This window comes from Microbacterium proteolyticum, assembly GCF_029639405.1.
In the GTDB taxonomy this organism is placed as follows: Bacteria; Actinomycetota; Actinomycetes; order Actinomycetales; family Microbacteriaceae; genus Microbacterium.
In genome coordinates, this window is the sequence record NZ_CP121274.1 from 78,438 (window position 1) to 101,301 (window position 22,864).

23 protein-coding genes, 1 tRNA gene and 1 pseudogene are annotated in these 22,864 nt (G+C 71.1%); 8 read left to right on the forward strand and 17 right to left on the reverse strand.

All coding sequences use genetic code 11. The annotated features are described in order from the left end of the window. Window positions 1–6: 6 nt before the first annotated feature. The 6 genes and pseudogenes from P8R59_RS01150 to P8R59_RS01170 form a co-directional block, all read right to left on the reverse strand. Window positions 7–918 (reverse strand): carbohydrate ABC transporter permease, encoded by a 912-nt coding sequence (locus tag P8R59_RS01150; RefSeq protein ID WP_278102360.1) that lies wholly within the window; start codon window positions 916–918, stop codon window positions 7–9. Further along, on the reverse strand, window positions 915–1,847 hold the full coding sequence (locus tag P8R59_RS01155) for a carbohydrate ABC transporter permease (protein WP_278102361.1): 933 nt from the start codon (window positions 1,845–1,847) through the stop codon (window positions 915–917). Before P8R59_RS01155 ends, P8R59_RS01150 begins: the two co-directional genes overlap by 4 nt. 2 nt (window positions 1,848–1,849) lie before the next feature. Beyond that, on the reverse strand, window positions 1,850–3,208 hold the full coding sequence (locus P8R59_RS01160) for an extracellular solute-binding protein (protein WP_077052187.1): 1,359 nt from the start codon (window positions 3,206–3,208) through the stop codon (window positions 1,850–1,852). 124 nt (window positions 3,209–3,332) lie between these two features. Next, window positions 3,333–4,346 carry an ROK family protein gene (locus P8R59_RS01165; RefSeq protein ID WP_347404975.1) on the reverse strand — a complete coding sequence of 338 codons (1,014 nt, stop codon included), beginning with the start codon at window positions 4,344–4,346 and terminating at the stop codon, window positions 3,333–3,335. Window positions 4,347–4,370: 24 nt separating this feature from the next. After that, a pseudogene (locus P8R59_RS19215) lies at window positions 4,371–4,538 on the reverse strand (MarR family transcriptional regulator); the annotation flags it as partial. Between the two features lie 75 nt (window positions 4,539–4,613). Next, the gene (locus tag P8R59_RS01170) at window positions 4,614–5,522 is read right to left on the reverse strand and encodes an ROK family protein (RefSeq protein ID WP_278102363.1); all 909 of its coding nucleotides are present in this window, start codon (window positions 5,520–5,522) and stop codon (window positions 4,614–4,616) included. A gap of 212 nt (window positions 5,523–5,734) precedes the next feature. Between P8R59_RS01170 and P8R59_RS01175 the strand changes: the two genes are divergently transcribed. The 3 genes from P8R59_RS01175 to P8R59_RS01185 are packed head-to-tail and all read left to right on the forward strand — an operon-like array spanning window position 5,735 to window position 10,329. After that, window positions 5,735–6,781: an AAA family ATPase gene (locus tag P8R59_RS01175; protein ID WP_077052190.1), complete on the forward strand. Its 1,047-nt coding sequence runs from the start codon at window positions 5,735–5,737 to the stop codon at window positions 6,779–6,781. Between the two features lie 7 nt (window positions 6,782–6,788). Next, window positions 6,789–8,036: a DUF58 domain-containing protein gene (locus P8R59_RS01180; protein ID WP_278102364.1), complete on the forward strand. Its 1,248-nt coding sequence runs from the start codon at window positions 6,789–6,791 to the stop codon at window positions 8,034–8,036. Continuing rightward, window positions 8,023–10,329: a transglutaminase TgpA family protein gene (locus P8R59_RS01185; protein ID WP_278102365.1), complete on the forward strand. Its 2,307-nt coding sequence runs from the start codon at window positions 8,023–8,025 to the stop codon at window positions 10,327–10,329. The genes P8R59_RS01180 and P8R59_RS01185 overlap by 14 nt, the downstream gene beginning before the upstream one ends. 13 nt (window positions 10,330–10,342) lie before the next feature. On the opposite strand, the gene P8R59_RS01190 is transcribed toward P8R59_RS01185, so the two are convergent. The 7 genes from P8R59_RS01190 to P8R59_RS01220 form a co-directional block, all read right to left on the reverse strand. Further along, on the reverse strand, window positions 10,343–10,651 hold the full coding sequence (locus P8R59_RS01190) for a hypothetical protein (protein WP_278102366.1): 309 nt from the start codon (window positions 10,649–10,651) through the stop codon (window positions 10,343–10,345). 74 nt (window positions 10,652–10,725) lie between these two features. After that, a complete protein-coding gene (locus P8R59_RS01195) occupies window positions 10,726–10,998 on the reverse strand; it encodes a type II toxin-antitoxin system RelE family toxin (RefSeq protein ID WP_278102367.1) in 273 nt (90 codons plus the stop codon). After that, window positions 10,995–11,279, reverse strand: coding sequence for a type II toxin-antitoxin system Phd/YefM family antitoxin (locus P8R59_RS01200; protein ID WP_278102368.1), 285 nt, complete (start codon window positions 11,277–11,279; stop codon window positions 10,995–10,997). The genes P8R59_RS01195 and P8R59_RS01200 overlap by 4 nt, the downstream gene beginning before the upstream one ends. A gap of 75 nt (window positions 11,280–11,354) precedes the next feature. Continuing rightward, window positions 11,355–11,446 (reverse strand) — tRNA-Ser (locus P8R59_RS01205). An 11-nt stretch (window positions 11,447–11,457) separates the two neighbouring features. Beyond that, entirely contained in the window at window positions 11,458–12,426 is a 969-nt protein-coding gene (locus P8R59_RS01210) for an acetamidase/formamidase family protein (RefSeq protein WP_278102369.1), read from the reverse strand. Next, entirely contained in the window at window positions 12,423–13,847 is a 1,425-nt protein-coding gene (locus tag P8R59_RS01215) for an APC family permease (protein ID WP_278102370.1), read from the reverse strand. The genes P8R59_RS01210 and P8R59_RS01215 overlap by 4 nt, the downstream gene beginning before the upstream one ends. A 55-nt stretch (window positions 13,848–13,902) precedes the next feature. Continuing rightward, window positions 13,903–14,793: a proline iminopeptidase-family hydrolase gene (locus P8R59_RS01220; RefSeq protein WP_278102371.1), complete on the reverse strand. Its 891-nt coding sequence runs from the start codon at window positions 14,791–14,793 to the stop codon at window positions 13,903–13,905. A gap of 81 nt (window positions 14,794–14,874) precedes the next feature. On the opposite strand from P8R59_RS01220, the gene P8R59_RS01225 reads away from it, so the two are divergent. Beyond that, window positions 14,875–15,615, forward strand: coding sequence for a FadR/GntR family transcriptional regulator (locus tag P8R59_RS01225; protein WP_278102372.1), 741 nt, complete (start codon window positions 14,875–14,877; stop codon window positions 15,613–15,615). 2 nt (window positions 15,616–15,617) lie between these two features. Here P8R59_RS01225 and P8R59_RS01230 read toward each other — a convergent pair whose 3' ends face one another. Continuing rightward, the gene (locus P8R59_RS01230) at window positions 15,618–16,193 is read right to left on the reverse strand and encodes a GNAT family N-acetyltransferase (RefSeq protein ID WP_278102373.1); all 576 of its coding nucleotides are present in this window, start codon (window positions 16,191–16,193) and stop codon (window positions 15,618–15,620) included. After that, on the reverse strand, window positions 16,190–16,561 hold the full coding sequence (locus tag P8R59_RS01235) for a MerR family transcriptional regulator (protein ID WP_278102374.1): 372 nt from the start codon (window positions 16,559–16,561) through the stop codon (window positions 16,190–16,192). The genes P8R59_RS01230 and P8R59_RS01235 overlap by 4 nt, the downstream gene beginning before the upstream one ends. Window positions 16,562–16,654: 93 nt before the next feature. Here P8R59_RS01235 and P8R59_RS01240 point away from each other — a divergent pair, with 93 nt between their 5' ends. Continuing rightward, window positions 16,655–18,145, forward strand: a complete 1,491-nt coding sequence (locus P8R59_RS01240) for a SulP family inorganic anion transporter (RefSeq protein ID WP_278102375.1) — start codon at window positions 16,655–16,657, stop codon at window positions 18,143–18,145. A gap of 15 nt (window positions 18,146–18,160) precedes the next feature. On the opposite strand, the gene P8R59_RS01245 is transcribed toward P8R59_RS01240, so the two are convergent. Then, window positions 18,161–19,096, reverse strand: coding sequence for an AraC family transcriptional regulator (locus P8R59_RS01245; RefSeq protein WP_278102376.1), 936 nt, complete (start codon window positions 19,094–19,096; stop codon window positions 18,161–18,163). Between the two features lie 166 nt (window positions 19,097–19,262). On the opposite strand from P8R59_RS01245, the gene P8R59_RS01250 reads away from it, so the two are divergent. After that, window positions 19,263–19,607 (forward strand): hypothetical protein, encoded by a 345-nt coding sequence (locus P8R59_RS01250; RefSeq protein ID WP_077052203.1) that lies wholly within the window; start codon window positions 19,263–19,265, stop codon window positions 19,605–19,607. Between the two features lie 39 nt (window positions 19,608–19,646). On the opposite strand, the gene P8R59_RS01255 is transcribed toward P8R59_RS01250, so the two are convergent. Further along, complete coding sequence (locus P8R59_RS01255) at window positions 19,647–20,093, reverse strand: MarR family transcriptional regulator (RefSeq protein WP_278102377.1); 447 nt, start codon at window positions 20,091–20,093, stop codon at window positions 19,647–19,649. Between the two features lie 329 nt (window positions 20,094–20,422). Between P8R59_RS01255 and P8R59_RS01260 the strand changes: the two genes are divergently transcribed. Both P8R59_RS01260 and P8R59_RS01265 read left to right on the forward strand, forming a co-directional pair. After that, window positions 20,423–21,619, forward strand: a complete 1,197-nt coding sequence (locus P8R59_RS01260) for a glycosyltransferase (protein WP_278102378.1) — start codon at window positions 20,423–20,425, stop codon at window positions 21,617–21,619. Window positions 21,620–21,760: 141 nt separating this feature from the next. Next, window positions 21,761–22,855 carry a type III polyketide synthase gene (locus P8R59_RS01265; protein WP_278102379.1) on the forward strand — a complete coding sequence of 365 codons (1,095 nt, stop codon included), beginning with the start codon at window positions 21,761–21,763 and terminating at the stop codon, window positions 22,853–22,855. Window positions 22,856–22,864 lie beyond the last annotated feature (9 nt).

Sequence of the window (22,864 nt, forward strand, 5' to 3'; positions counted from 1 at the left end):
GACGGGTCAGCCCTTGACGGCGCCGGCGAGGGCCGACGTGCCGCCGAGTCCGCGCTGCACGAGGACGTACAGGCCGAGGACGGGAAGGGAGTAGACGATCGAGTAGGCCGCGAGCTGGCCGTAGGCCACGGCCCCGAACGACCCGAAGAAGTTGAAAATGCTCACGGCGGCCGGCTGGTAGTCGGGGCTGAGCAGCAGCACGAAGGGGACGAAGAAGTTCCCCCACGCCTGGATGAACGTGAAGATGAACACCACGGCGATCCCGGGACGCATGAGCGGGAGGACGATCTGCACCAGGGTGCGCATCGATCCCGCGCCGTCCATCCACGCCGCGTGCTCGAGCTCGACGGGCACGCCGTCCATGAAGTTCTTCATCATCCAGATGGCGATCGGCAGAGCACTCGCGGTGAGGAAGAGGATCGTCCCGCCGATGGAGTCGATGAGGTTCAGCTGCACGAAGAGGCTGTAGACCGGCACCATGATCGCGGTGATCGGAAGGCACGTCCCGAACAGCACCGCGTAGAGGAAGGGCTTGCCCACGCGCATCTTGTACCGCGAGAGCGGGTAGGCCGCGAGCGAGGCGAGCACGACGGTGGCCACCGCGGTGCCGCCGGCCAGCAGCACGCTGTTCCACAGCGGCAGGAACAGCAGGTCGGGCTTCATGACCGCGGCGAAGTTGTCGAGGGTGATCACCTCGGGCATCTTGATCGCGAGCGTCGGCTGCGCGTCGAGCGAGGCCGTGACGAGCCAGATGAGCGGGACGATGAACAGGATGCCGACGACGATGAGCAGCGTGTTGCTCAGGACGCGCAGGGCGCGCGTGCGGGGCGACGACAGCGAGGCCTTCGGGCGCTTCGCGGCGCGCGCCGCCGACCGGGTGCGGCCGGTGACCTCGGGGAGGGTCGTGGTGGCGCTCATGACGAGACCTCCTCGCGCAGCGCGCGGACGTAGAAGAACGAGAAGACGGCGCCGATGAGGAGCATGATCGTGGCGATGGCCGTGCCGTAGCCCAGCTCGCCGAACTTCAGACCCTGCTGGTAGGCGAGGATCGGCAGCGTCGTGCTCTTGTTGCCGGGGCCGCCGCCGGTCATGACGAAGATGAGCGTGAAGACCGACAGGGTCTGGAGCGTCACGATCATGGAGTTCGTGCCGATGGTCGAGCGGATCATCGGGATGGTGACGAGCCACAGTCGCTTGATGCCGCTGGCCCCGTCCATCTCGGCCGCCTCGGTGATCTCCGGCGGCACGTCGGACAGCGCGGCGGAGTACACCATCATCGAGAAGGCCGTCCCGCGCCAGATGTTGGCGAAGATGACCATGAGCACCGGCATCGTGAAGAGCCAGCTGACGGGCTCAAGCCCGAAGACCGCGAGGATCGCGTTAAGCGAGCCGTTGTCGCGGAAGAAGGCGTAGGCCGCGAACGCGGCGACGATCTCGGGGAGCACCCAGGCGGTCACCACGATCGTGCCGACCACGGCGGTGACGATGCGGTTACCCGAGCGCATCATGAGCGCGAGGGCGAGACCGAGGATGTTCTGACCGATCACGGCCGAGAAGAACACGAACACAATCGTGTTGATCACCGCGACCGGGAAATCGGGCGCTTTGAAGAGCTGGATGTAGTTGGCGAAACCGATGAACTGCGAGTCGACGGCGGTCGAGCCCGAGAGCGTGGCGTTGGTGAGCGACCCCCACAGCGACACCAGGATCGGGCCGAGCAGGAAGATCGCCAGCAGCAGAGCTGCGGGAAGGAGCGGGAGCGCCCGGGCCGACGACCGGAGGCCGCGCGTCTTCACGCGCGACCCCCGGCCGGTTCCGGTCGCCCCGGTCTGAGCCAGGGCGGTCACGGTCAGCCCTTCTGGGTGTTCTCTTCGCCCACGATGCCGATGACGGCCTGGTCGTAGGCGGCGGCCGCGTCGTCGACGCTGGACTGGCCGGTCATGACCGCTTCCATCGCGACCTGGATCTGGTTGGAGATCTTGTCGTAGTCCTCGGTCGCGGGACGGAAGTGGGTGGTGTCCACGAAGCTCGAGAACGTCTTGAAGCTCGGGTTGGCGTCGAGGTACTCGCTCGACTCGGCCACGTCGGCGCGGACGGCGATCTGGCTGTTGTCGATGTTGTACGCCGTGGCGTTGTCCTTGTTCACCGCGGTGGACAGGAAGTCCCACGCAGCATCCGCGTTCTTGGTGTTCTTGCCGATCGCGAGCGTCCATCCGCCCGACATGCTGGTCGTGCCGGGCGCCTGACCGTCCTGCGTCGGCATCGCGGCGATGCCGAGGGTGTCGCTCCACGCGGGCCATGCCGCTGTGCCGCCGTCGACCCACGCCGCCGACTGCCACGAGCCGTCGAGGGCGATGGCCAGCTTGCTGGAGGGCAGCCAGTCGGCGGTCACGCTGGTGAAGATGTTGGGGTCGAGCGCCTGCTGCAGGGACGGGCCGAGGCCGCCCTGGTAGACGTCGCTGACGAACTGCAGCGAGTCCTTGAAGCCCTGGCTGCCGACGACCCACTTCTTGCTCGAGGTGTCGTAGAGGGTGTCCTCGGTGCCGTACAGGAGCATCTCCAGACCCTGCATGGATGCCGCCTCACCGGCGGTCTTGCCCGAGTAGACGTTGATCGGGATGACGTCCGGGTCGGCGGCCTTGACCTTCTCTGCGGCCGAGAGCACGTCGGCCCAGGTCTTGGGCTGCCACGGCACCGAGATGCCCGCCTTGGCGAAGATCTCCTTGTTGTACCAGAGGCCGCGCGTGTCGGTGCCGAGCGAGACGCCGTAGGTCTTGCCGTCGGGGCCGAGGCCGGCCTGCTTGGCGCCCTCGGCGAACTGCGACCAGTCGTCCCACTTCGCGAGGTAGTCGTCCAGCGGCAGCAGGTAACCCGCGGCGGCGTCGGACTGGATCTTGAACGTGTCTTCGTACTGCACGTCCGGGGCGGTGCTGGCCGACTTGTTCATCAGCGCGAGCTTCGTGTAGTAGTCGGCGCCCTCGGCCTGGATCGGGACGAGCTCGACGGTCACGCCCTTGTGCGCCGCCTCGTACTCCTTCTTGGCGTTCTCCATCAGCGTCTGCATCTGGTTGAAGGTGGCCGTGGTCTGGTACGCGACACGGATGGTGTTCGCGTCGCCGGAATCACCGCTGCCGCCGGAGCAGCCGGCCAGCGCCACGGTCAGGGCGGTGGCGGTCAGAAGACCGGTCGCCATCGTCAGTTTCTTCATGGAAGCTCCCTTGCTCGGGTGGAGACACGCGTCGCCAGAACCTTTTATAAATCAAATGGACTAATTCGGCAAGTCTTTCCCCCTCGAACGCGATAACGAATCGGAAACGGCCCTCGAGGGCCGGTCAGAGAGCGATCATCATGCGGGCCGGACGCGCGGCGAACGCCCCGTCGAGCATCAGACACGCGGCGCCCACGGCCGCGACGTCGGCACCCACGATCGAGCGGCGCACGGCGATCGCCCGGGTCGCCGTCGACGCCGGGTCCCCCGCCACACGAGCGGCGACCGTGTCTGCCAGGACACCCGCGAGGCGCTCCCACACGGGTCCGCCCAGCACGACCTCATCGACGTCGAGAAGGTTGTTCGCCACCACCAGAGCCCGCGCGATGCGCTCCCCCGCCCGGCGCAGCACCGCGAGTGTCTCCGGTCGCCCGGCCGCGGCATCCCGGACCAAACGATCGACCTCCGCGCGCGAATCCCCCGCCGGCTCGTTGTATCCCGCCTCGGCCGTCAGCGTGCGCGGCTCGATCGAGACACCGAGACAACCGCGCGACCCGCACCCGCACATCGGCCCCAGCGGGTCGACGACGATGTGGGCGATGCCGCCGGCGTTGCTCGTGCGCCCGCGCACCGGGGCGCCGGCCACGGCGATGCCGAGTCCGACGCCCGCCCCGTAGTACAGGAACATCGCATCGTTGAGCACCGAGGATCCGTCGAACCACATCTCGCCGACCATCGCGGCGGTGACGTCCTTCTCGACGATCACCGGCAGACCGGTGATCGCCCCCAGGTCGTCGCGCACATTGACGTTGTGCCACGCCGGCAACAGCGGAGGATCGAGCAACCGCCCCCCGCGCGGGTCGAAGGGGCCCGGCGCGGCGACGCCGACCCCCAGGACGAGATCGCGATCGATGCCGGCGTCACCGACGATGTCGTCGACGGCCCTCGCCACGGCCCGGATCAGCTCGGACGCCGGAGCGGAGCCGTACGGCGCGATCTCCTCGTGCGCCACGACCGACCCCGCCATGTCGACCACGACGACCGTGTCGACGACGGGGTCCAGGTGCACTCCGACGGCGAACCGGGAGCGTGGCTCGAGCTTCAGCAGAGTCCGGGGCTTGCCCGGGCCGGAGATCACCTTGCCGGCCTCGGCGATCAGCCCCTCCTCCGCCAGACGCCGGGTGACGTTGCTGAGGGTCTGCGCGGAGAGACCCGTCCGCGCCGACAGCTCGACGCGACTCAGCCCCTCGGGCGAGCGGCGGATGAGATCGAGCACGAGCGTCTGGTTGTACTCCCCCACCGCGGGCAGATTGGAGCCCGTCCGCATGACATCCCCGCTCTCGAATCCGTCGGCCGCGACGCGGTCCTGTGCTCAGGTTACGCCGACGGGGTCCGCCTCGCCGCGTCAGGTCCGCAGCGCGAGGGCGGCCGCCCCCAGCAGGGGCCCGTCCCCGTCGAGCCCCGACGGCACGACGCGGCAACGACGGGCGTACGCGTGGACGGATGCCGCGGCGGCGGCGGCGGCGACCCGGGCTACGTAATCCTCGGCGACGTGCGAGAAGCCGCCGGCGATCGCGACGGCCTCCAGGTCGCACAGCGTCGCGGCGGCGGCGATCGCCTGTCCCACCGCGGTCGCGGAGCGCCGGACGGCCGCGACGGCGACCTCATCGCCGGCACGGTACGAGGCAGCCAGGTCGAGTCCCGTCTCGCCGACCCACCCCTGCGCCCGCGCCCACGCGACCGATCCGGGACCGGCGGCGACGGCCTCGAGCGTCGCGGCGGCGGGGTCACCGTCGATGGTCCGCACGAAAGTCTGACCCAGGTGTCCGGCGTTGCCCGAGGCTCCCGAGATGGCCCGGCCGCCGAGGATCAACCCTCCCCCGACGCCGGTGGACACCACGATCGCCATCGCGTTCTCGGTGCCCACCAGCGCACCGCGCCAGTGCTCGGCGAGGGCGATGCAGGTCCCGTCGAGCGCCAGGGTCAGCGGCCCGTCCACGAGCCCGCCGAGCACCTCGTCGATCGCGAGACCCGCGGCCTGCGGGAGGTTCAACGGCGACACCGACCCCGCCGGGAGATCGACGGGCCCGGCGCTTCCCACGCCGATGGCCGCGACGCGCACGTCCGGCACCGCGGCGAGGGCTTCGACGGCGGCGGCGCGGATGTTCGCCGCGATGCCCTCGCGGGGGGTGTCGCGACCGGTGGGGCGGCGCGCGACGCTCGCGCGCAGCACCTCCCCCTCGGCGGTGACGACGGCGGCATCCACCTTGGTCCCGCCGATGTCGACGGCGAGAACGGGGGCGGCAGGGGACATCGCGGGCTCCTCGGTTCGGGCGGCACCGCACGGGAGATACGGGCGCACGCGCCCGTGCGGTGCGGGCGACGAAGCCCGATCCTAGGGCCACGACGATCCGCATACGCACCTGAGCACCTGCCGTATTCCGGCCCGGGGCTCGTTCGCGCAGGTTACGATCAGGTCACGGCGGCCACGACGCTCCTCCGCCGCGATGCGACACGAGGGATGCCATGGACGAGACGGTGACGCCCGAGGCGGCCCCGCGGCTGCGCCGCCCCGACCTCCAACCGCTGAGGCCGGAACCCGACGAGGCGTTGGACGCCACGTCGTTCGCCCGGCTCACCGAGCGCATCGTCGCGTCGATGTCACGGGTCATCGACGGCAAGCCCGACGCGGTCCGCGCCGCGCTTATCGCTCTCCTCGCCGAGGGGCACCTCCTCATCGAGGACGTCCCCGGTGTCGGCAAGACCATGCTCGCGCGGGCCCTGGCCGCCACGATCGACGCCGACGTGCGCCGCATCCAGTTCACGCCCGATCTGCTGCCCGGCGACATCACCGGCGTCTCGGTCTTCAACCCGGTCGAGCGGCGTTTCGACTTCACTCCGGGGGCGGTGTTCGCGCACATCGTGATCGCCGACGAGATCAACCGCTCGTCGCCCAAGACGCAGTCCTCGCTCCTGGAGGCGATGGAGGAACGGCAGGTCACGGTCGATGGGCGGACGCACGTTCTGCCGTCTCCCTTCCTCGTCGTGGCCACCCAGAACCCGCTCGAGATGGAGGGCACGTACGCCCTTCCCGAGGCGCAGCGCGACCGCTTCCTGCTGCGGATCTCGATGGGGTACCCGGATGCCGCGGCCGAGACGCTCATGCTGCGCCAGCGCGACACCGTGAACCCGCTCGACGCGCTAACCCCCGTCGTCTCCGCTCGGCAGGTCACCGCGATGATCGCCTGGGCGCGCGGCGTGCACGTGGCCCCCGCGCTCGAGGAGTACGCCGTGGCCCTGGCCCAGGCCACCCGCAGCCACCCCGACATCCGCCTCGGAGCGAGCCCGCGGGCCACCCTGCAGCTGGTCCGCGCGGCGAAGGTGCGGGCCGCGCTCGACGGCCGCGCGTACGTCATCCCGGACGATCTCACCGCGCTCCTCGGCCCGGTCTTCGCGCACCGCGTGATCGCGAACCGCTCGGCCGCCGGCGGGCGTGCGGGGGCGGTGGTCGTGGCCGACGCGCTCGAGCGGATCGCCGCGAGCGTGCGCGTGCCGCTGGCTCAGCGGGCGTGAGCACGTCGTGAGGGAACGCTGGCCGCTGACCCTGCGGGGAACCGGTGCCCTCGCCCTCGCCGTGATCGCGCTGTTCGTCGCGCAGCGCGCGGCGATCCCCGAACTGCTGTACTTCGGCGTGCTGATGCTCGTGCTCGTGCTGTGCGCGGCGGCCAGTGCTCTGGTGGTCCGCGCGACCGGCGAGGTCGTCCGGTCCGCCACGCCCGAGGTGGTCGAGGTGGGCGGGCTCGCCGAGGTGCAGCTGTCGGTACGGGTGAGCACCGCGCTTCCGACGCTCCCGGGGCGATGGTCGGACGCTCTGCCCGCGGGCTTGGATGGCCGAGCGGACGGCGCGTTCCCCGCCAGCGCGTCGACCCTGCGGCGCACGGGAGCTCCCGTACGGCTCCGCTACGAAGTGCGCGGTGCGGTGCGCGGCATCCATTCGGTCGGTCCGCTGCGGGTGTCGACGACGGATCCGTTCGGGCTGATCCGCCGGCGCTTCGCCGTCGGCGCGGCCAGCGCGGTGACCGTCGCCCCCACGATCGTCGAACTCACGCCGCTGCCCTCCTCGACCGGGGAGGCCGGCGGGACGCGGCAGAGTTCGGCCCTGCAGCTCGGTCAGGGGGCGGACAACCTCGTGGCGCGCCCCTACGCCCCCGGCGATTCGATGCGGCGCATCCATTGGCGGGCGACGGCCCACCGCGACACCCTCATGGTGCGCCAGGAGGAACAGGAATCCAGCCCCGCCGCGACGATTGTCCTCGATCGCGCGCTGTCGCGCTGGTCGCCCGCGGCCGCCGACGGGCCGGGCCGGGACCGCGCGTTCGAGACCGCGGTCTCGGTGTGCGTCTCGGCGGTGGCGCGCCTCGTGCACGAGGGCTACACGGTCGACGTGATCGACAGCGACGGCGAACTCCTGGCCGACCCCGTCGACGGCGGAGAGGATGCCGAGGCCCGCGGCCTCGCGGCCTCGTTCGCGACCCTGCGCGCCCGCCCGGACGGCCCGTCACGTCGCATCGTGCCCGCCTCGGCGTCCGCACTGGTCGGCCCGGTCGTCGTCGTCACCGGGCGGTTGGACCCGGACGATCTCCTGGCCCTGCGTGCCGCGGCCCCGCGCTCCCCGCTCGCGGTGCTGCTCACCGTGGCGGACGACGACGTCGCCCGCGACGTCCGCTCCGCGACCGGCTGGCACGCCACGGCGCTCGCGCCCGGCGGCGATGTCGCGCGGGCGTGGGACGATGCCACGCGACCCGAGGACGCCCGTGTCGGCGCCTGAGGTCGGCGGCCGGACGGTGCGGCGGCGCCGCGACCTCGCCCTCCTGTCGCTCGGCGTGTTCGCCGGTATCGCCGCCGCCCTGCTGCCCGTCTTCTCCGTCATCGCGCCGGGCGCCTGGACGATCGGCGCCCTCGCCGGGGCCGCCGTGATGCTCTTGAGCGGACTGGCCGTGCGGTTCTCACGGGCGCCCGCGCTCGTGGCCACCGTCGTCGAACTCCTCGTCGGGGTCGTGTTCCTCACGGCGATCTTCGGCCGCTCCACGGCGCTGCTCGGGGCGATCCCGACGCCGGCGACCCTCGCCTCGGTCTCGACGCTGTTCGCCGGCGCCTCGGAGGAGATCCGCCTCGGCATTGCCCCGGTGGTGCCGGCCGCGGGCCTCGCGTTCGTCCTCGTGGCGGCGGTGACCGGTCTCGCCGTCGTCCTCGATCACGTGGTCCTGACGGCGCGGATGCCGCTTCTGGCCGGGGTCGGACTCGTGGCGGTCTCTCTCATCCCGACGATCGCCATCCCCGCCGACGTCAACGTGCCCGCCGTGCTCGCCCTGGCCGCCACCGTCCTGTTCCTGCTGCGCATGGACGTGCGCTCGCGCACGCGCGCCGCGGCCCCCGCCCGCCGGACCGGTTCCCGCGTGTGGGGGGCGTCGGCGACCGCGATCGGCATCGCCGCGGTGTCGGTGCTCGTGACACTCGTGGCCGTGCCGTTCCTCCCCCAGCCCGCGCTGCGCTTCGCTTCGGGCACGGGCGCGGGTTTCGGCACCACGATCAATCCCAACCTCGAGCTCGGCAACGACCTGCGTCAACCGCGCGACATCGACGTGCTGACGCTCACCACGACGGGAACCTCCGCGCCGTATCTCCGCGCGGTGACGCTGTCGCAGTTCGACGGGGCGGTGTGGCAGCCCGACTCGGGCGACACCGTCACCGTCCCCGGCGGAGACGCCCCGGTGTTCGATCCCGTGCAGGTCGACGGCGACATCGAGGTGGCCGATTGGACGACGACCGTCCAGGTCGGCGAGCTCGACAGCCCGTGGCTCCCGGTGCCCTACCCGGCATCCGCCGTGACCGGCCTCGAAGGCGAGTGGCTGGGGATGCCGGCCAACCGCACGATCGTGTCGCGTTCGGGTTCGTCGCGGAACCAGGACTACGAGGTTCAGGCGCTCGTTCCGCGGCCCACGCTCGAGCAGATCCGGTCGCGCGCGGTCGGCGGGGACGAGCTCGGCGACGCCGTGCGCGCCCTCCCCGCCGATGTCCCGGCGACCATCGGCGACACGGCGCGCTCGGTCACGGCCGGGGCGCAGTCGCCCTACGACGCGCTCATCGCCCTGCAGTCGTGGTTCCGCAGCAGCCAGTTCCGGTATTCGCTGGACGCCCCCGTCGAGGCCGGATTCGACGGAGCGGGCCTGGATGCCGTTGCACAGTTCCTGCAGGCGCGCACCGGTTATTGCGTGCACTTCGCCTCCGCGTTCGCCGTCATGGCGCGCACCCTCGGCATGCCCTCGCGCATCGTCGTCGGATACCTCCCCGGCACCCGGTCGGGGTCGGTCGAGCAGACGGGCAGCGTCGAGTACACGGTCACCTCCAGCCAGCTGCACGCCTGGCCCGAGGTGTACTTCCGCGGTATCGGGTGGGTGCCGTTCGAACCCACCAACAGCCTCGGAGTCCCGACGAACTTCGCCTCCGGGAGCACCGGTGGCCAGTCCGGGTCGGCGACCACACCAGAGCAGCAGGATGCCGCCACCCCGGGTGCGACCCGCTCCGACGCCCCGCAGCTCGGCGACCAGGACGGCACCGGATCGTCGGCTGCGGGTTCGAACACCTCGGCCGTCCAGAACCCGACGGGCCCGCTGCTCGCCGTGGGCGGAGTGGTGCTGCTCCTCCTGCTCGCGACCCCGGGGGCGATCCGGGCCTGGCGGCGACGCTCGCGTGCGACGCTCATCCGCGAGGGTGACCCCGTGGCGGCCTGGGCCGAGATCCGCGCGGATGCGGTGGACCTCGGCATCCGTGCCCCCGATGCCGAGTCGCCGCGGGCGTTCGCCGCGCGGCTCGTCGAGGAGCACGGCGTGGATGCCGACGACATCGGGCTCGTGCGCGACGCGCTGGAGCGCGCGGTGTACGCCGAGGATGGCGTGGATCCCGCGCGGGGGCCGGCGCTGGCCGACACGGTGGAACGGATCCGCGAGCGGCTCCGTGCCGGTGCGAGCGCGACCGGCCGAGTGTGGGCGCTCGTGCTCCCCCGCTCGCTCCTGCTGCGCGGTGAGCCCGCACCGGTCGAGGCGCCCGACCCGGTCCGCTGACGCGGAGTCGCGCTCAGAGAACGCCGGCGCCCACCCTGAGCGTCACATAGGCGGCGACGGTGAGGATCGCGGAAACAACGATTCCGACCCCGAGCACGGGCCATGGGCTGCGACCCCACGCGAGTGTCCGGACGAATGCCAGGGCGGTGGTGATGAGCCACGCCACGAGGAGCACGGGCTGCACCCCGTTGACGGCCACATCCGTGAGAACGAGATCGCAGGAACGCTGCGATCCGCATCCTGCGACCATCAGCCCGTTCAGCTGAATGAACGTCCACGCCGCGACGGACGCGAGGAGATGCAGAACAGTGCCCGGCAGCACCCCGACGGCTCGCCCGAGTCGTTGTCGTCGACCTGCGACAAGGACACTCACGTGAGGTCGACCCCCGTTCCTCTTCAGCGGTGGTAGGCGTCGCGGCGATGTACGACCGAGACGACCTCGATGACCAGCCGTTCGTCGACGATCCGGTACAGCACGCGGTACTCCCCGCGGCGCGCCGAGTACAGCGGGGCGAGGGGCTCGCGCAGCGGCTTGCCCACTCGGCGAGGGTTCTCTCGGAGCGCGCCGAGGATGAACTCGAACGCGGCGGCCGCGATCTTCTCGGGAAGTTCCTGCGCGAGCGCGCGACGTGCCGTCCGAGTGAAGACGACCTCGTAGCCGTCGGTCATGCCGTGGCGCGACCACGTGCGGCCATCGCCGCCCGCACCTCGGCGGCGGAGAACATCTCGCCCGCCTCGAGGTCGGCAAGCCCTCGCCGGATCGCATCGACCTCGTCCGGACGGCTCAAGACGTCGACCGTCTCGAGCAGCGAATCGTAGTCGTCTGCACTCAGCAGAACCGCCGCACGATCGCCGTTCCTCGTCACCTCGAAACGCTCGTGCGTCGATACCGCCGACTCGACGAGCTTCGAGAGATTGGCTCGTGCGTCGGCGAGCGAGAGGGTGGTCATGTACAGAATTATAGCGCTCAGCAGTACACCAGGAAACAACGATGGGGCCTCACCCGTCGGGGTGAGGCCCATCTGTGGCGGAAGTGACAGGATTTGAACCTGCGAGGCGAGTTACCCCGCCTACATGGATTCCAGCCATGCTCCTTAGGCCGCTCGGACACACTTCCAACAGACGATCTTACACGGCGGCGGCACCCTCCCCCGCCGCGGGCGACGACCGCCCGTCGAGGAGCGAACGCGGGACCCGGTGCAGGGTGACCGCCCCGATCGCGTCGAACGGGTGCAGCGGGTCGGGGTCGACGGCGCCGGTGGGGCCGCCGAGCTCGGAGTCGGCGAGCGCGCTCATCACGGTGTAGGCATCCATGGCATCCCACCCCCGCTCGACGAAGGCGTCGAACGCGTCCTCGTAGCCGCGGCGCACGCTCTCCTGCACGGTCGCGCCGAGGCCGACGAAGATCCACTCGTCGGCGGTCGCGATACGGGGTGCCCGCAACGACAGACCCGGAACGACGTCGATCGAGACGACCACCGTGCCCTCGGCCTCGATCGCGACGAACGAGGACTCCCCGCGCGCCATGATCGCGTGCACGTCGCCGATCGCGAGCAGCGCACCCTCGACCTCGACGGGGAGGTACACCGTGGCACCGGGGGCGATGTCGGTGACGTCCATGTTGCCGCCGATCGAATGCGCGGGCATGACGGTGCTGGCCACCCCCGACGCCGGCGCGGTGCCGATGCAGCCGACCATCGGCCGGGGCGCGACCGTCACGGCATCCGTGAGGTGTACGCCGTCGGCGTCGATCGGGATGCGACGGGTGACGACCCGATCGGGCATGCGGTCGCGCAGGGCCCCGACACCGGGCAGGCTCATCGCCCACCCGGTGTCGGTCAGCCGGATTTCGTGGATCGTCACCGCCAGGGCGTCGCCGGGCCGGGCTCCCTCGACGTACACGGGTCCGGTCACCGGGTTCAGCGGTGCCGACAAGAGCGCCAGATCGCCGTGCTCGTGGAGCTCGCGGTACACGGCGTCGTCGGTCTGGAACGCGATGCGCTCCCCCGTGCCGGGCGCGATCCGGAGGACCGGCGGCACGTCGGCGCGGTGTCCGGGGCGGCCGTGCTCCTTGCCGAGGCGGTGCTCGGTCGTCATCGCGAGGCCACCTCCGCGCCGCCCTCACCGGCGGTCGAAGCGGCGTGCTCGGGCGACGGAGCGGGCGTCACGCCGTACTTGCGGGCGAAGACGAGGTACACGACACCGCCGACGACGAGCCACAGTATGCCGCCGACCTTCGCGGTGATGTCGGCGTTGAGCAGCACGTAGCCGATGATCAGGAACCCGATCAGCGGCACGGCGAGGTGAAGCACGTAGTTCTTCGACTTCTTCTTTCCGAGGTAGTACGCCGCGACCGAGACGTGCAGCAGCATGAAGCCGAGGAGCGCGCCGAAGTTCACCAGCGACGAGATCACGGCGATCTGGCCCACGAAGAACAGCACGAGGACGAGCGAGATCGCGCTGACCGACAGGATCGCCGCCAGCGGCACCTGACGCGAGTTCACCTTCGAGAGGAACGCCGGCAGGCGCCGATCGCGGCTCATCGAGTAGAGCAGGCGCGAGGTCGCGGCCTGGGCGGCGACGGCATTCGCGATACCCACTGCGACGACGTTGACGGCCAGGAACGCGGTCGCCCACCCCGAACCCGCGGCCTGCGCGACGAGGAGGAAGAAGGCGTTGTTCACATCGTCGTCGGAGAACGCGATCGTGCCGGCGGCGAGCGCGCTGGCGAACCACGTCTGCGCGATGAACAGCACCGCGACCACCAGCAGGGCGATGATCATCGCGCGACCGCCGGACTTGCGGTCGCCCGTGGACTCCTCGGCCATCGTCGAGATGCCGTCGAAGCCGAGGAAGCTCAGCACCGCGATCGAGAGCGCGGTGGCGATCAGCGCGGGGTTGACCTTCTCGGCATCCCACACCGGGGCGATCGTGAATTCGGCACCGGGGATCGTCCCGGACGACAGCGCGACCATCGCGATGACGACGAAGATGACGACGAAGGCGAGCTGGATGCCGAGCATCACACGGTTCGCGAGCTTGATCGAGCCGATGCCGAGCACGTTGACGACGGTGTTGATGATCACGAACGAGACCGCCCAGATCCACTGCGGGACATCGGGGAAGATCCCGGCCATCGACGACGCCGCGAACACGTACAGCAGGGTCGGCACGAGCAGGTAGTCCAGCAGGATCGCCCACCCGGCGAAGAAGCCCACCGTGGGGTGGAGGCCCCGGCCGACGTAGGAGAACACGGAGCCGGCGATCGGGAACGCCTTCGACATCTGCGCGTAGGCGAGGGCGGTGAATATCATCGCCACGACACCGGTGATGTACACCAGCGGGACCATGCCGCTGGCGGCGTTGTAGACGACGCCGAAGATCGCCCACGGGGCGATCGGCACCATGAAGACCAGGCCGTAGACGACGAGGTCGAAGGTGGACATGGAGCGCTTGAGCTCCTGCTTGTAGCCGAAGGACTCCAGCTGCTGCTGGGCCTCGGGGGCGGTGTCGGACATGGGACTCCTGTTCGGGTGACGGTGGAGCGTATCGGGTGGGCGCGAAACGGGCGGGTCAGGGAAGCGGGGCGAGGAAGTCGGCGATGACGGCGCGGAACGCGTCGGGCATCTCGAGGTGGGTGCAGTGGCTGGCGCCGGCGAACACGTGCGAACGGGCGCCGGGGATGTGCTCCACGAACGGCGCCCAGGTCTCGGGGGTGGCCTCGTCGAACTCCCCCGCGACGACGAGGGTGGGGACGGCGACCCGCGGCAGGCGGTCGATGATCGTCCAGTCGCGGCCGGTGCCGACGACGTGGAACTCGTTCGGTCCGTTCATGGTGAAGTACACCGTCGGGTCGGCGAGCATCTGCTGCTCGCTGTCGACGAAGTCCTGCGGCATGGGCGTGACGCGGCACACGTGCCGCTCGTAGAAGACGCGGGTGGCATCCACGTAGTCGGGGTGGTCCAGGGTGCCGTCGGCTTCGTGGCGGTCGAGGGCCGCGCGGGCGTCCTCCGGCAGCTCGGAGCGCAGCCGCGCCGCGCCGGCGAGCCACAGTTCCATGGATGCCGGGGAGTTGCAGATCTCCAGGCTCCGCAGCCCCTCCGGCTGACGCACGGCGATCTCGGCACCGAGCATGCCGCCCCACGACTGCCCGAGCACGTGGTACTCGTCGAAGCCGAGCGCCTCGCGCAGATTGTGGAACTCGTCGACGAAGAACTGCGGCACCCACTGCTCGACGGGAGCGTCGGGGTGGTGCGAGCTCTTCCCGCACCCGATCTGGTCGTAGTGCACGACCGTGCGTCCGGTGAGGTCGGCGAGGGCGTCGAGGTTCTTGACGTAGTCGTGGGCCATGCCGGGTCCTCCGTGGAGGACGAACAGCGGCGCGGCGCCGGTGGGCCTCGCGGGCTCGGTCAGGCGGGCCCAGGTGAATCCGTCGTGGAACGGAACGGTGATCTCGCGGTGCATGGAGTCATCGTGGACCCGGTAAAGGTTCGTTGGCAAACCTTTTCTCGGGATTTAACATGAAAGAAATCGACCGGGGAGCTGATGGCCGAGACCGACGACGCATCACTCGTGGAGCGCGTGACCGAGCGGCTGATCACCGCGGTCGCCGTCGGCGAGTTCCTGCCCGGAACCCGCTTGCCCCCCGAGCGCGACCTCTCCCCCCTCCTCGGAGTCGGGCGCACCACCGTCCGCGCCGCCCTCGACGACCTGTCCGCGCGCGGCCTGATCGAGAAGCGCCGCGGCCGCGCCGGGGGCACCTTCGTGGCCGAGGACTGGCCCGCGTCGGTGGTCGTGGGCGTGGACCGCTGGTTCGCCGAGCGCTGGGACGACCTCGTCGACGCGTGCACGGCCAGTTCGCTCCTGCATTCCTCGCTCGCCCGCCTAGCCGCCGAACGGCGGACGGATGCCGACATCACCTCGATGCACGAACGCCTGGCCGCCTTCCACGCGGCGGAGTCCGGCGACGCCAAGCAGCGCGCCGACAGCCTGCTGCACCTGTCGATCATCGACGCGGCCCACAACACGGCGCTGCGCGAGATCCTCCTCGACCACGAGCGCCACCTCTCCCTCTCCGCCCCCGCGCACCCGTGGGGCGACCGCGAGAGCCACCGACGCATGGAGTCGCGCGCCGGGCGCGAGCACGACGCGATCGTCGCGGCGATCGTGCGCTCCACCCCGGACGCCGCCGCCGAGCTCGCCCGCCGTCACGTGCAGATCGACCTCGAGCTGTTCGCGGAGGCGCGGGAGTTCGCCCGCCGCCGCGCCGCCGCCGCGGCATCCTGACCTCAGCCGGCCAGCCGCGCCTCCAGGCCCGCGCGGACCCTGGGCCACTCCTCGCGGAGGATCGAGAAGTACAGCGTGTCGCCGACCGTGCCGTCCGCGGCGATCCGATGCCGACGCAGACGCCCCTCGGGCACACCGCCCAGACGCTGGATGGCGCGGGCGCTGCGATCGTTACGGGCATCGCAGCGGAGCGCCACGCGGTTGACGCCCCACGTCTCGAACGCCTGGGTCAACAGGAGCATCTTGGCCGCCGGGTTGGTGCGACCACCCTGGAACGGCCGCCCGTACCAGGTCGTGCCGATCTCGACCCGCCCCTGCGCGGGCACGTGGTCGTAGAACGTGGTGGATCCGCGCACCTCGCCGGTCTCGGCATCCCGGACCGTGAAGGCGAACATGCCGGGCGTCGCCCGCTGCTGATCGACCCGTTCGGCGTACTCGTCGACGGTCGTGGGCCACGGCGTCGTCATCCCGCGCCACAGGTCGGCGTCGGTGAGGGGCCACGCCTCGATCGCGTCATCGGGGTGCGCGGGGGCCAGACGCACGCCGAAGCCGACCAGGTCGAGAGAGTGATCGGTCACCGCGCGGCCAACTGGGTGAGGAACTCGTCGGCGGCGGCGAGCTGTCGACGCAAGCCGTCGCGCCGCGTGATCGCCTCCTCGCGGATGCCGTCGAGCCGGGCGCGCAGGACCGCGTCACCGGGATCGGCATCCAGTCCGTCGACGACGGCGAGCAGCTCCCCCATCTGCTCGAGCGAGTACCCGAGCGGTTTCATCCGGCGGATCAGCAGAAGGCGGGATTCGTCTTGCGCGGTGTAGAGCCGGAAGCCGCCCTCGGACCGGGCCGACGGGCGCAGGAGGCCGATCTCGTCGTAGTGCCGGAGCGTGCGGATCGACAGTCCCGTCCGCTCCGCGAGCTCGCCGATCTGCATCGGTCGGGCGTGATCCATGACATCCCCGATCCCGCAACCCTCACGTTACGGTAGAGTTCGACGGTCGCACTCGCGACCGCCTCCATTCTCCCCCGCCCCTCCGGAGCCCCCGTGACCGACGTCCTCGCGCGCCCGCGCCCCGAGCCCACCGTGCGTCAGGCGCTGCGCTCCCCCCGTCTGCTCACCCGGGAGGTGCTTGCCGGTCTCGTCGTGGCGATCGCCCTGATCCCGGAGGCGATCGCCTTCTCGATCATCGCGGGGGTCGACCCGAGGCTCGGCCTGTTCTCGTCGTTCGTCATGGCCGTCGCGATCGCCTTCCTCGGCGGTCGCCCCGCGATGATCAGCGCCGCCACGGGAGCGATCGCGCTCGTCATCGCCCCCGTCGCGCGCGAGCACGGCGTCGATTACCTGCTGGCCACCGTGATCCTCGGCGGCATCGTGCAGGTGGCGCTGGGCGTCCTCGGCGTGGCGAAGCTCATGCGCTACATCCCCCGCAGCGTCATGGTCGGGTTCGTCAACGCTCTCGCCATCCTGATCTTCGTCGCGCAGGTCCCGCAGCTGATCGGCGTGCCGTGGATGGTGTACCCGCTGACCGCGGCGGGTCTGGCGATCATGTATCTGCTGCCCCGCGTGACGCGCGCGATCCCGGCGCCGCTGGTGGCCATCGTGCTCCTGACCGGCGCGGCGGTCGTGTTCGGCATCTCCGTGCCCACCGTGGGAGATCAGGGCGCGCTCCCCGAGAGCCTGCCCGTGCTTCTGCTCCCGAACGTGCCTTTCACGTTCGAGACGCTCGGGATCATCTTCCCGTTCGCCCTCGCGATGGCCGTGGTGGGTCTCCTCGAGTCGCTCATGACCGCCGCGCTGGTCGACGAGATCACCGACACCCCGTCCTCGAAGACGCGCGAGTCCCTCGGCCAGGGCGCGGCGAACGTCCTGTCCGGCTTCTTCGGCGGGATGGGCGGGTGCGCGATGATCGGCCAGACGATGATCAACGTCAAGGCATCCGGCGCGCGCACCCGCATCTCCACGTTCCTCGCCGGGGTCTTCCTCCTCGTCCTGGTGCTGGTCTTCGGCGACGTGGTCGCGATCATCCCCATGGCCGTCCTGGTGGCCGTCATGATCGTGGTCTCGATCGCCACGTTCGACTGGCACAGCATCCGCCCGTCCTCCCTCCGGCGGATGCCGCTGAGCGAGACGACCGTGATGGTGGCGACGGTGGCGGTGACGGTGTGGACCCACAACCTCGCGATCGGCGTCGGCGTCGGCGTGATCGTGGCCGCCGTGCTGTTCGCCCGACGGGTCGCCGGCGTCACCCGGGTGCACCGGGAGGTCGACGCCGACATCGCCCGCTACCGGGTGGAGGGCGAGCTCTTCTTCGCCTCGAGCAACGACCTCACCACGAAGTTCGCCTACTCGCGCGACCCTGCCCGGGTGGTGATCGACCTCTCCGGTTCGCACATCTGGGATGCCTCGACCGTGGCCGCACTCGATGCGGTCGAGACCCGGTACGCCCGGCTCGGCACGACCGTCGAGATCATCGGGATGAACGCGCAGACCGCGCGTCTCCACGGCCGGCTGAGCGGGAGGCTCGGCGGGCACTGATCCGCCGAGCGAGCCTCACGACCGGAGAGTGGTGGAGGGAGTCTCGCCGAACTCCGCCCGGTACATCGCGGCGAAGCGCCCGAGGTTCGAGAACCCCCAGCGCGCCGCGATGGCCGCCACCGTCTCCGCCGAGGGGTCGGCGGCGCGCAGTTCGGCCCGAGCAGCGTCGAGACGCACGCGTCGGACGTACTGCATCGGCGTCCGGCCCGTAGCGGTGCGGAACGCGTACTGCAATCCGCGCGGGGAGAGCCGCGCCGCCTCCGCGATGTCGGAGAGGGCGATCGGCCCGGTGGCGTGGGCGTCGATATACGCCTTCGCCCGACGCACCGGCGCGGGCAGCGCACGCGCCGGTCGACCCGCGGCGAGCGCCTCGGTGAAGGTCGAGGGGAACGTCATCAGCGAGGCCTCGAGCAGCAGCGAGCGCACCTGCTGCGCGATCACCGGGGCACGTTCCGGCGAGCGCAGCAGCACGTCGCGGCCGTACTCCCACGTGCGGGTCCAGTACCTCAGGCGCTGCTCGGACATCGGCGCGTGCCCGATGGGGCGGACCCGTAATGTGTCGTCTCCCGAGAGCCGACGGGCGGCCTCGTCCACGTCGCCGCGCGCGAAGGACACCGCGGTTCCGGCGATCCTGCCCGAGAACGCGATCTCGATCGGACGGTCCATCACCACGAACGGCACCGTCGTGTCGATGCGGTCGCGTCGGTAGGTCGCGCGGATGCGCGGGCCCGCGATCCGTCCCACGATCATCTGGTCGCCCGGGTCCGATTCGGTCACCATCGTCGATCCCACGGTGTAGTCGCAGAACCCGAAGCCGGGCTCAGCGGCACCGTGGAAGACGAACGCGGGCTGGATGCCGTCGGCACGGGAGATGCGGGCTCCGGGTATCACCGTCTGCCACATCTCCTGGACCGTCGTGGCATCCCTGGTTTCGACATGCGTATGCTCCACGGGCATTTCCTAAGTTCTCGCTGCCGAAAACGGATAGACCGTTGCGTATGCGCTCGAATTGTGCGATGGAACCGGTCCCACGATGGGCCGGGATGCGCAACCGCACGTCGACCCTGATAATCGGAGGGGTGTCGCCCCCGCGACGCACTGACCGACGGGATGAGTCATGCCCTTCCGCACCATGACCACGCTGCAGGCGTGGATCGACGACTTCCGCGCGCTCGGCTACGACGACGCCGGCATCCTCAAGGTGATTCCGCAGGACGGTGAGGGAGGTTCCGACACCGGCCTGATCGCCGCGGGGCTCCGCAGCGTCTCGACGACGTTCTACGTCTCCCCCGAGACCGAGCCGGGATCGACTGGATGGGCCGTCACGTTCGAACCGCGCGAGAACGCCGCTCCTCTCGGCTCGGCGCGGGTCCTCGCCCTCTCCGGAGAGCTGGCGATGCTGTCGGCGTTGTGCACCTTCCTGCAGGCACGAGCCGAGGCTTTCGTCGAAGCCCGATCCTGAGGCTCCCGGCCGGGCGCGCGCCGTCGGGGCGGGAACGCCTCAGCCGGCGGCTGTACCCGCGGCGGTGAGACGGCGGAGGACGGCCGCGACCCGGTCGGCATCCGCGGGGTCGATCTCGGCGATCGCCGCCTCCACCGCGTTGTCGAATCCGCGGAGGGAACACCACGGCGCAGAATCCAGGTCGACCGTCGCGGTGATGTGGTTCACGCGACGGTCCTCGTCGTCGAGGTCGCGGCGCACGGCACCGCGCTGCACGAGTCGGTCGATGAGGGTCGTCACGCCGGCCGAGGTGATGCCGAGGTGGTCGCGCACGTGCGAGGGGCGCGCCCCGGGATTCTCGGCGACGAAGATGAGGGCCTTCGCGTCGAGCTCGTTGAGGGACAGCGTCCGGCGCGCCTCGGCGGTCGCGGCGCGACGCGCCTCGTCGTAGGCCAGGAGCGCACGTCCGAGGTCCGAGATCGACGAGGCGTCCGAGGAGTTCTGCACGACCCCTGATCGTACCGGTGCGAGGCCGGGGGCGCGGGTGCGGGCCTCGCGGCCGTTTCGCCGTGTCACGCGACGAGGGTCGACGCCCGCTGCGCCGCGGGCGCGGCAGCGGGGTCGTCTCGGCCCGCGGTTGCCCCGTTTCCGGCGCGCCGTGTCCGGCGTGCACCGGGGGGCGGGTTCAGCGGTCGATCGCCGTCGCACGCGTTCACGAGATGGTCTCCGCGGCGTAACCCGCCACCCGCGGTCCACCCTTCAGCATGGGTCAAACCGCATCCGCGGTCACCGATTCGGCTCCGCTCGTCGGCGCCCCTCCCCGGAAAGCGATCGCGATGAACCGACCCCTGCGCGTGCTGTCCCTGTACGAGGGATTCTTCGCCGGAGGAGCCCGTATCCTTCACTCCGACGTCGTCGCAGGGCTGCATGCCGACGGCGGCCAGGAGCACCGGGTCCTCTCGCTGACGTCCGCCGCTCGTCGCGACGCATCGCTGCAGCACGCCCACGACGACACCCGGTTCCGGACGCTCCGCGCCGCGGGTGTGCGCATCGACACGTTCGACCGCGTCGCCGGCGACCAGCCGATGACCCCGGACTCCTTCAGCCCCGCCGAGCTCGCGCACGCGGCGTCCCTCATCGCGGATGCCGACATGGTGCTGTCCCTCAAGGAGCAGCCGTTGAGCCTGATCGTCGCGCTCGAACGGGCGGGCATGCTGCCCGATCGCCCCCTCGCGGCGTGCCTGCACCGCTCGGATCCCGCGCACTCCGGCCCGGCCCTGGGCTGGCTCGTCGACGCCGGCGCGACCGGCGCCGTGTCCGCGACCATCTCGTGCGCGGAATCGACCTCGGTCGCCTACACGCGCTCCGGCGTCGCGACGACGCACGCGTGGGTGATCGACAACGGCATCGACACGCGCCGGTTCCGGCCGGGTACGCGCGCCGAGCGCCGAAGCATCCGCGAATCCCTCGGCATCCCGGAGACGGCCGCGGTGGTGATGCTGGCTGCGCGATTCGACGCGATGAAGGATCCCGGGCTGTTCCTCGACGCCGTGGCCCGGCACGCGCGCCGTCGGCCGCGCACCCACTACGTGCTGTGCGGGTCGGGGATGACGCACCGCAACCCGGCGTTCTCCGAGCTCGTCGCCGAAGCGGGGCTGGGCGCGGACGTCGCGCTGCACGCGCTCGGCCTGCGCGAGGACATGCCCGCGTTGTACCGGATCGCCGACGTCGTGGCGCTGACCAGCGCTTTCGGCGAGGCGTCGCCGTTGTGCCTCGCCGAGGGCGCGGCATCCGGAGCCATCCCCGTCACGACCGACGTCGGCGACGCCGCCCGCGTCGTCGCGGGATTCGGACTCGTGACCCCGCGCGACGCCGAGGCCATTGCGGCGACCTGGCAGGAGGCCCTGACCCGCCGGATCGAGCTGCGGTCGGCGGCGATCTCGGCCCGCCCGCGCCTGGACCGTCGACGCATGGTCGCGGATTACCGCGGCGCGATCGAGGAGCTCGTGCTGCCCGAGGTGCTCGCGGCCTGAGCCGCGGGCGCCCCGGCGGCGACCACGACGGCGACCGCGACGGAGCCGAGGAGCGTCAGCGCGGGGCCCGGCACCCTAGATGGACCACCGTGGCGGCACCATCCCCGACACCACGGTGCGAAACCGTGCCTACAGTGAGTCATGACCGCCAGCATCCTCTCGATCGGCACGGCTCTGCCCCGCACCCGTGTCGCCCAGTCGGCGCTGCGCGACCTGTTCGCCGCACAGCCCGGATTCGATCGGCGCAGCCAGCGCCTCGTGGGCGCCGCGTTCGACGCCGCGGCCATCGACACGCGCCACACGGTGCTCCCGCAGCTGGCCGGAGGTTCGGCCGACGGACTCGCGGCGCTGTCGGACGGTGAGCTGACGATGCCGCCCACGGGTGCCCGCAACGACGAGTACCGCCGCACCGCGCCCGCGCTGTTCGCCGAGGCGGCCGGGGCGGCTCTGGCCGGTTCCGGGCTCGGGCGTGACGCGGTGACGCACGTCGTGACGGTCTCGTGCACGGGCATGTTCGCGCCCGGACCCGACTACCTGCTGGTGCGCGATCTCGACCTGTCGCCCTCGGTCGAGCGGTATCACCTGGGGTTCATCGGGTGCGCGGCGGCGATCCCGGCGCTCCGGCTCGCCGCGCGCATCGTCGCCGCCGATCCCGCAGCCGTCGTCCTCGTCGCCGCGGCCGAGCTGTGCTCCCTGCACTGGCAGACCTCGTCGCATCCCGATCAGATCGTCGCGGCGTCGGTGTTCGCCGACGGAGCCGCGGCCGCGATCGTGACGGCCGCGGATGCCGCCCGGCCCGGCCTCGACCTCGAGGGATTCGCGACGTACGTCACCGACGAGGGGGAGAAGGACATGGCGTGGACCGTCGGCGACTCGGGGTTCCAGATGACCCTCACTCCGGAGGTGCCACGCATCATCGGTCGCGAGATCGCCGCGATCGCCGCGGACGTGCTCGGCGACCTGAGCGAGGTCGACGCGTGGGCCGTGCACCCTGGCGGTCGGAGCATCCTCGACCGGGTCGAGTCGGCTCTGTCCCTGGATGCCGAGGCGCTCGCGTCCTCGCGCGAGGTGCTGCGGGCGCACGGCAACATGTCGAGCGCGACGCTGCTGTTCATCCTGCGGGATCTTCTCGCGGACACGGCCCGCGCGGACGGCGACAGGGTGGCCGCGCTGGCGTTCGGTCCGGGACTCACGGTGGAGGCGGCGCGCCTGGTGCTGCGCCGCCCTGCGGCGTGAGGCGGGAGC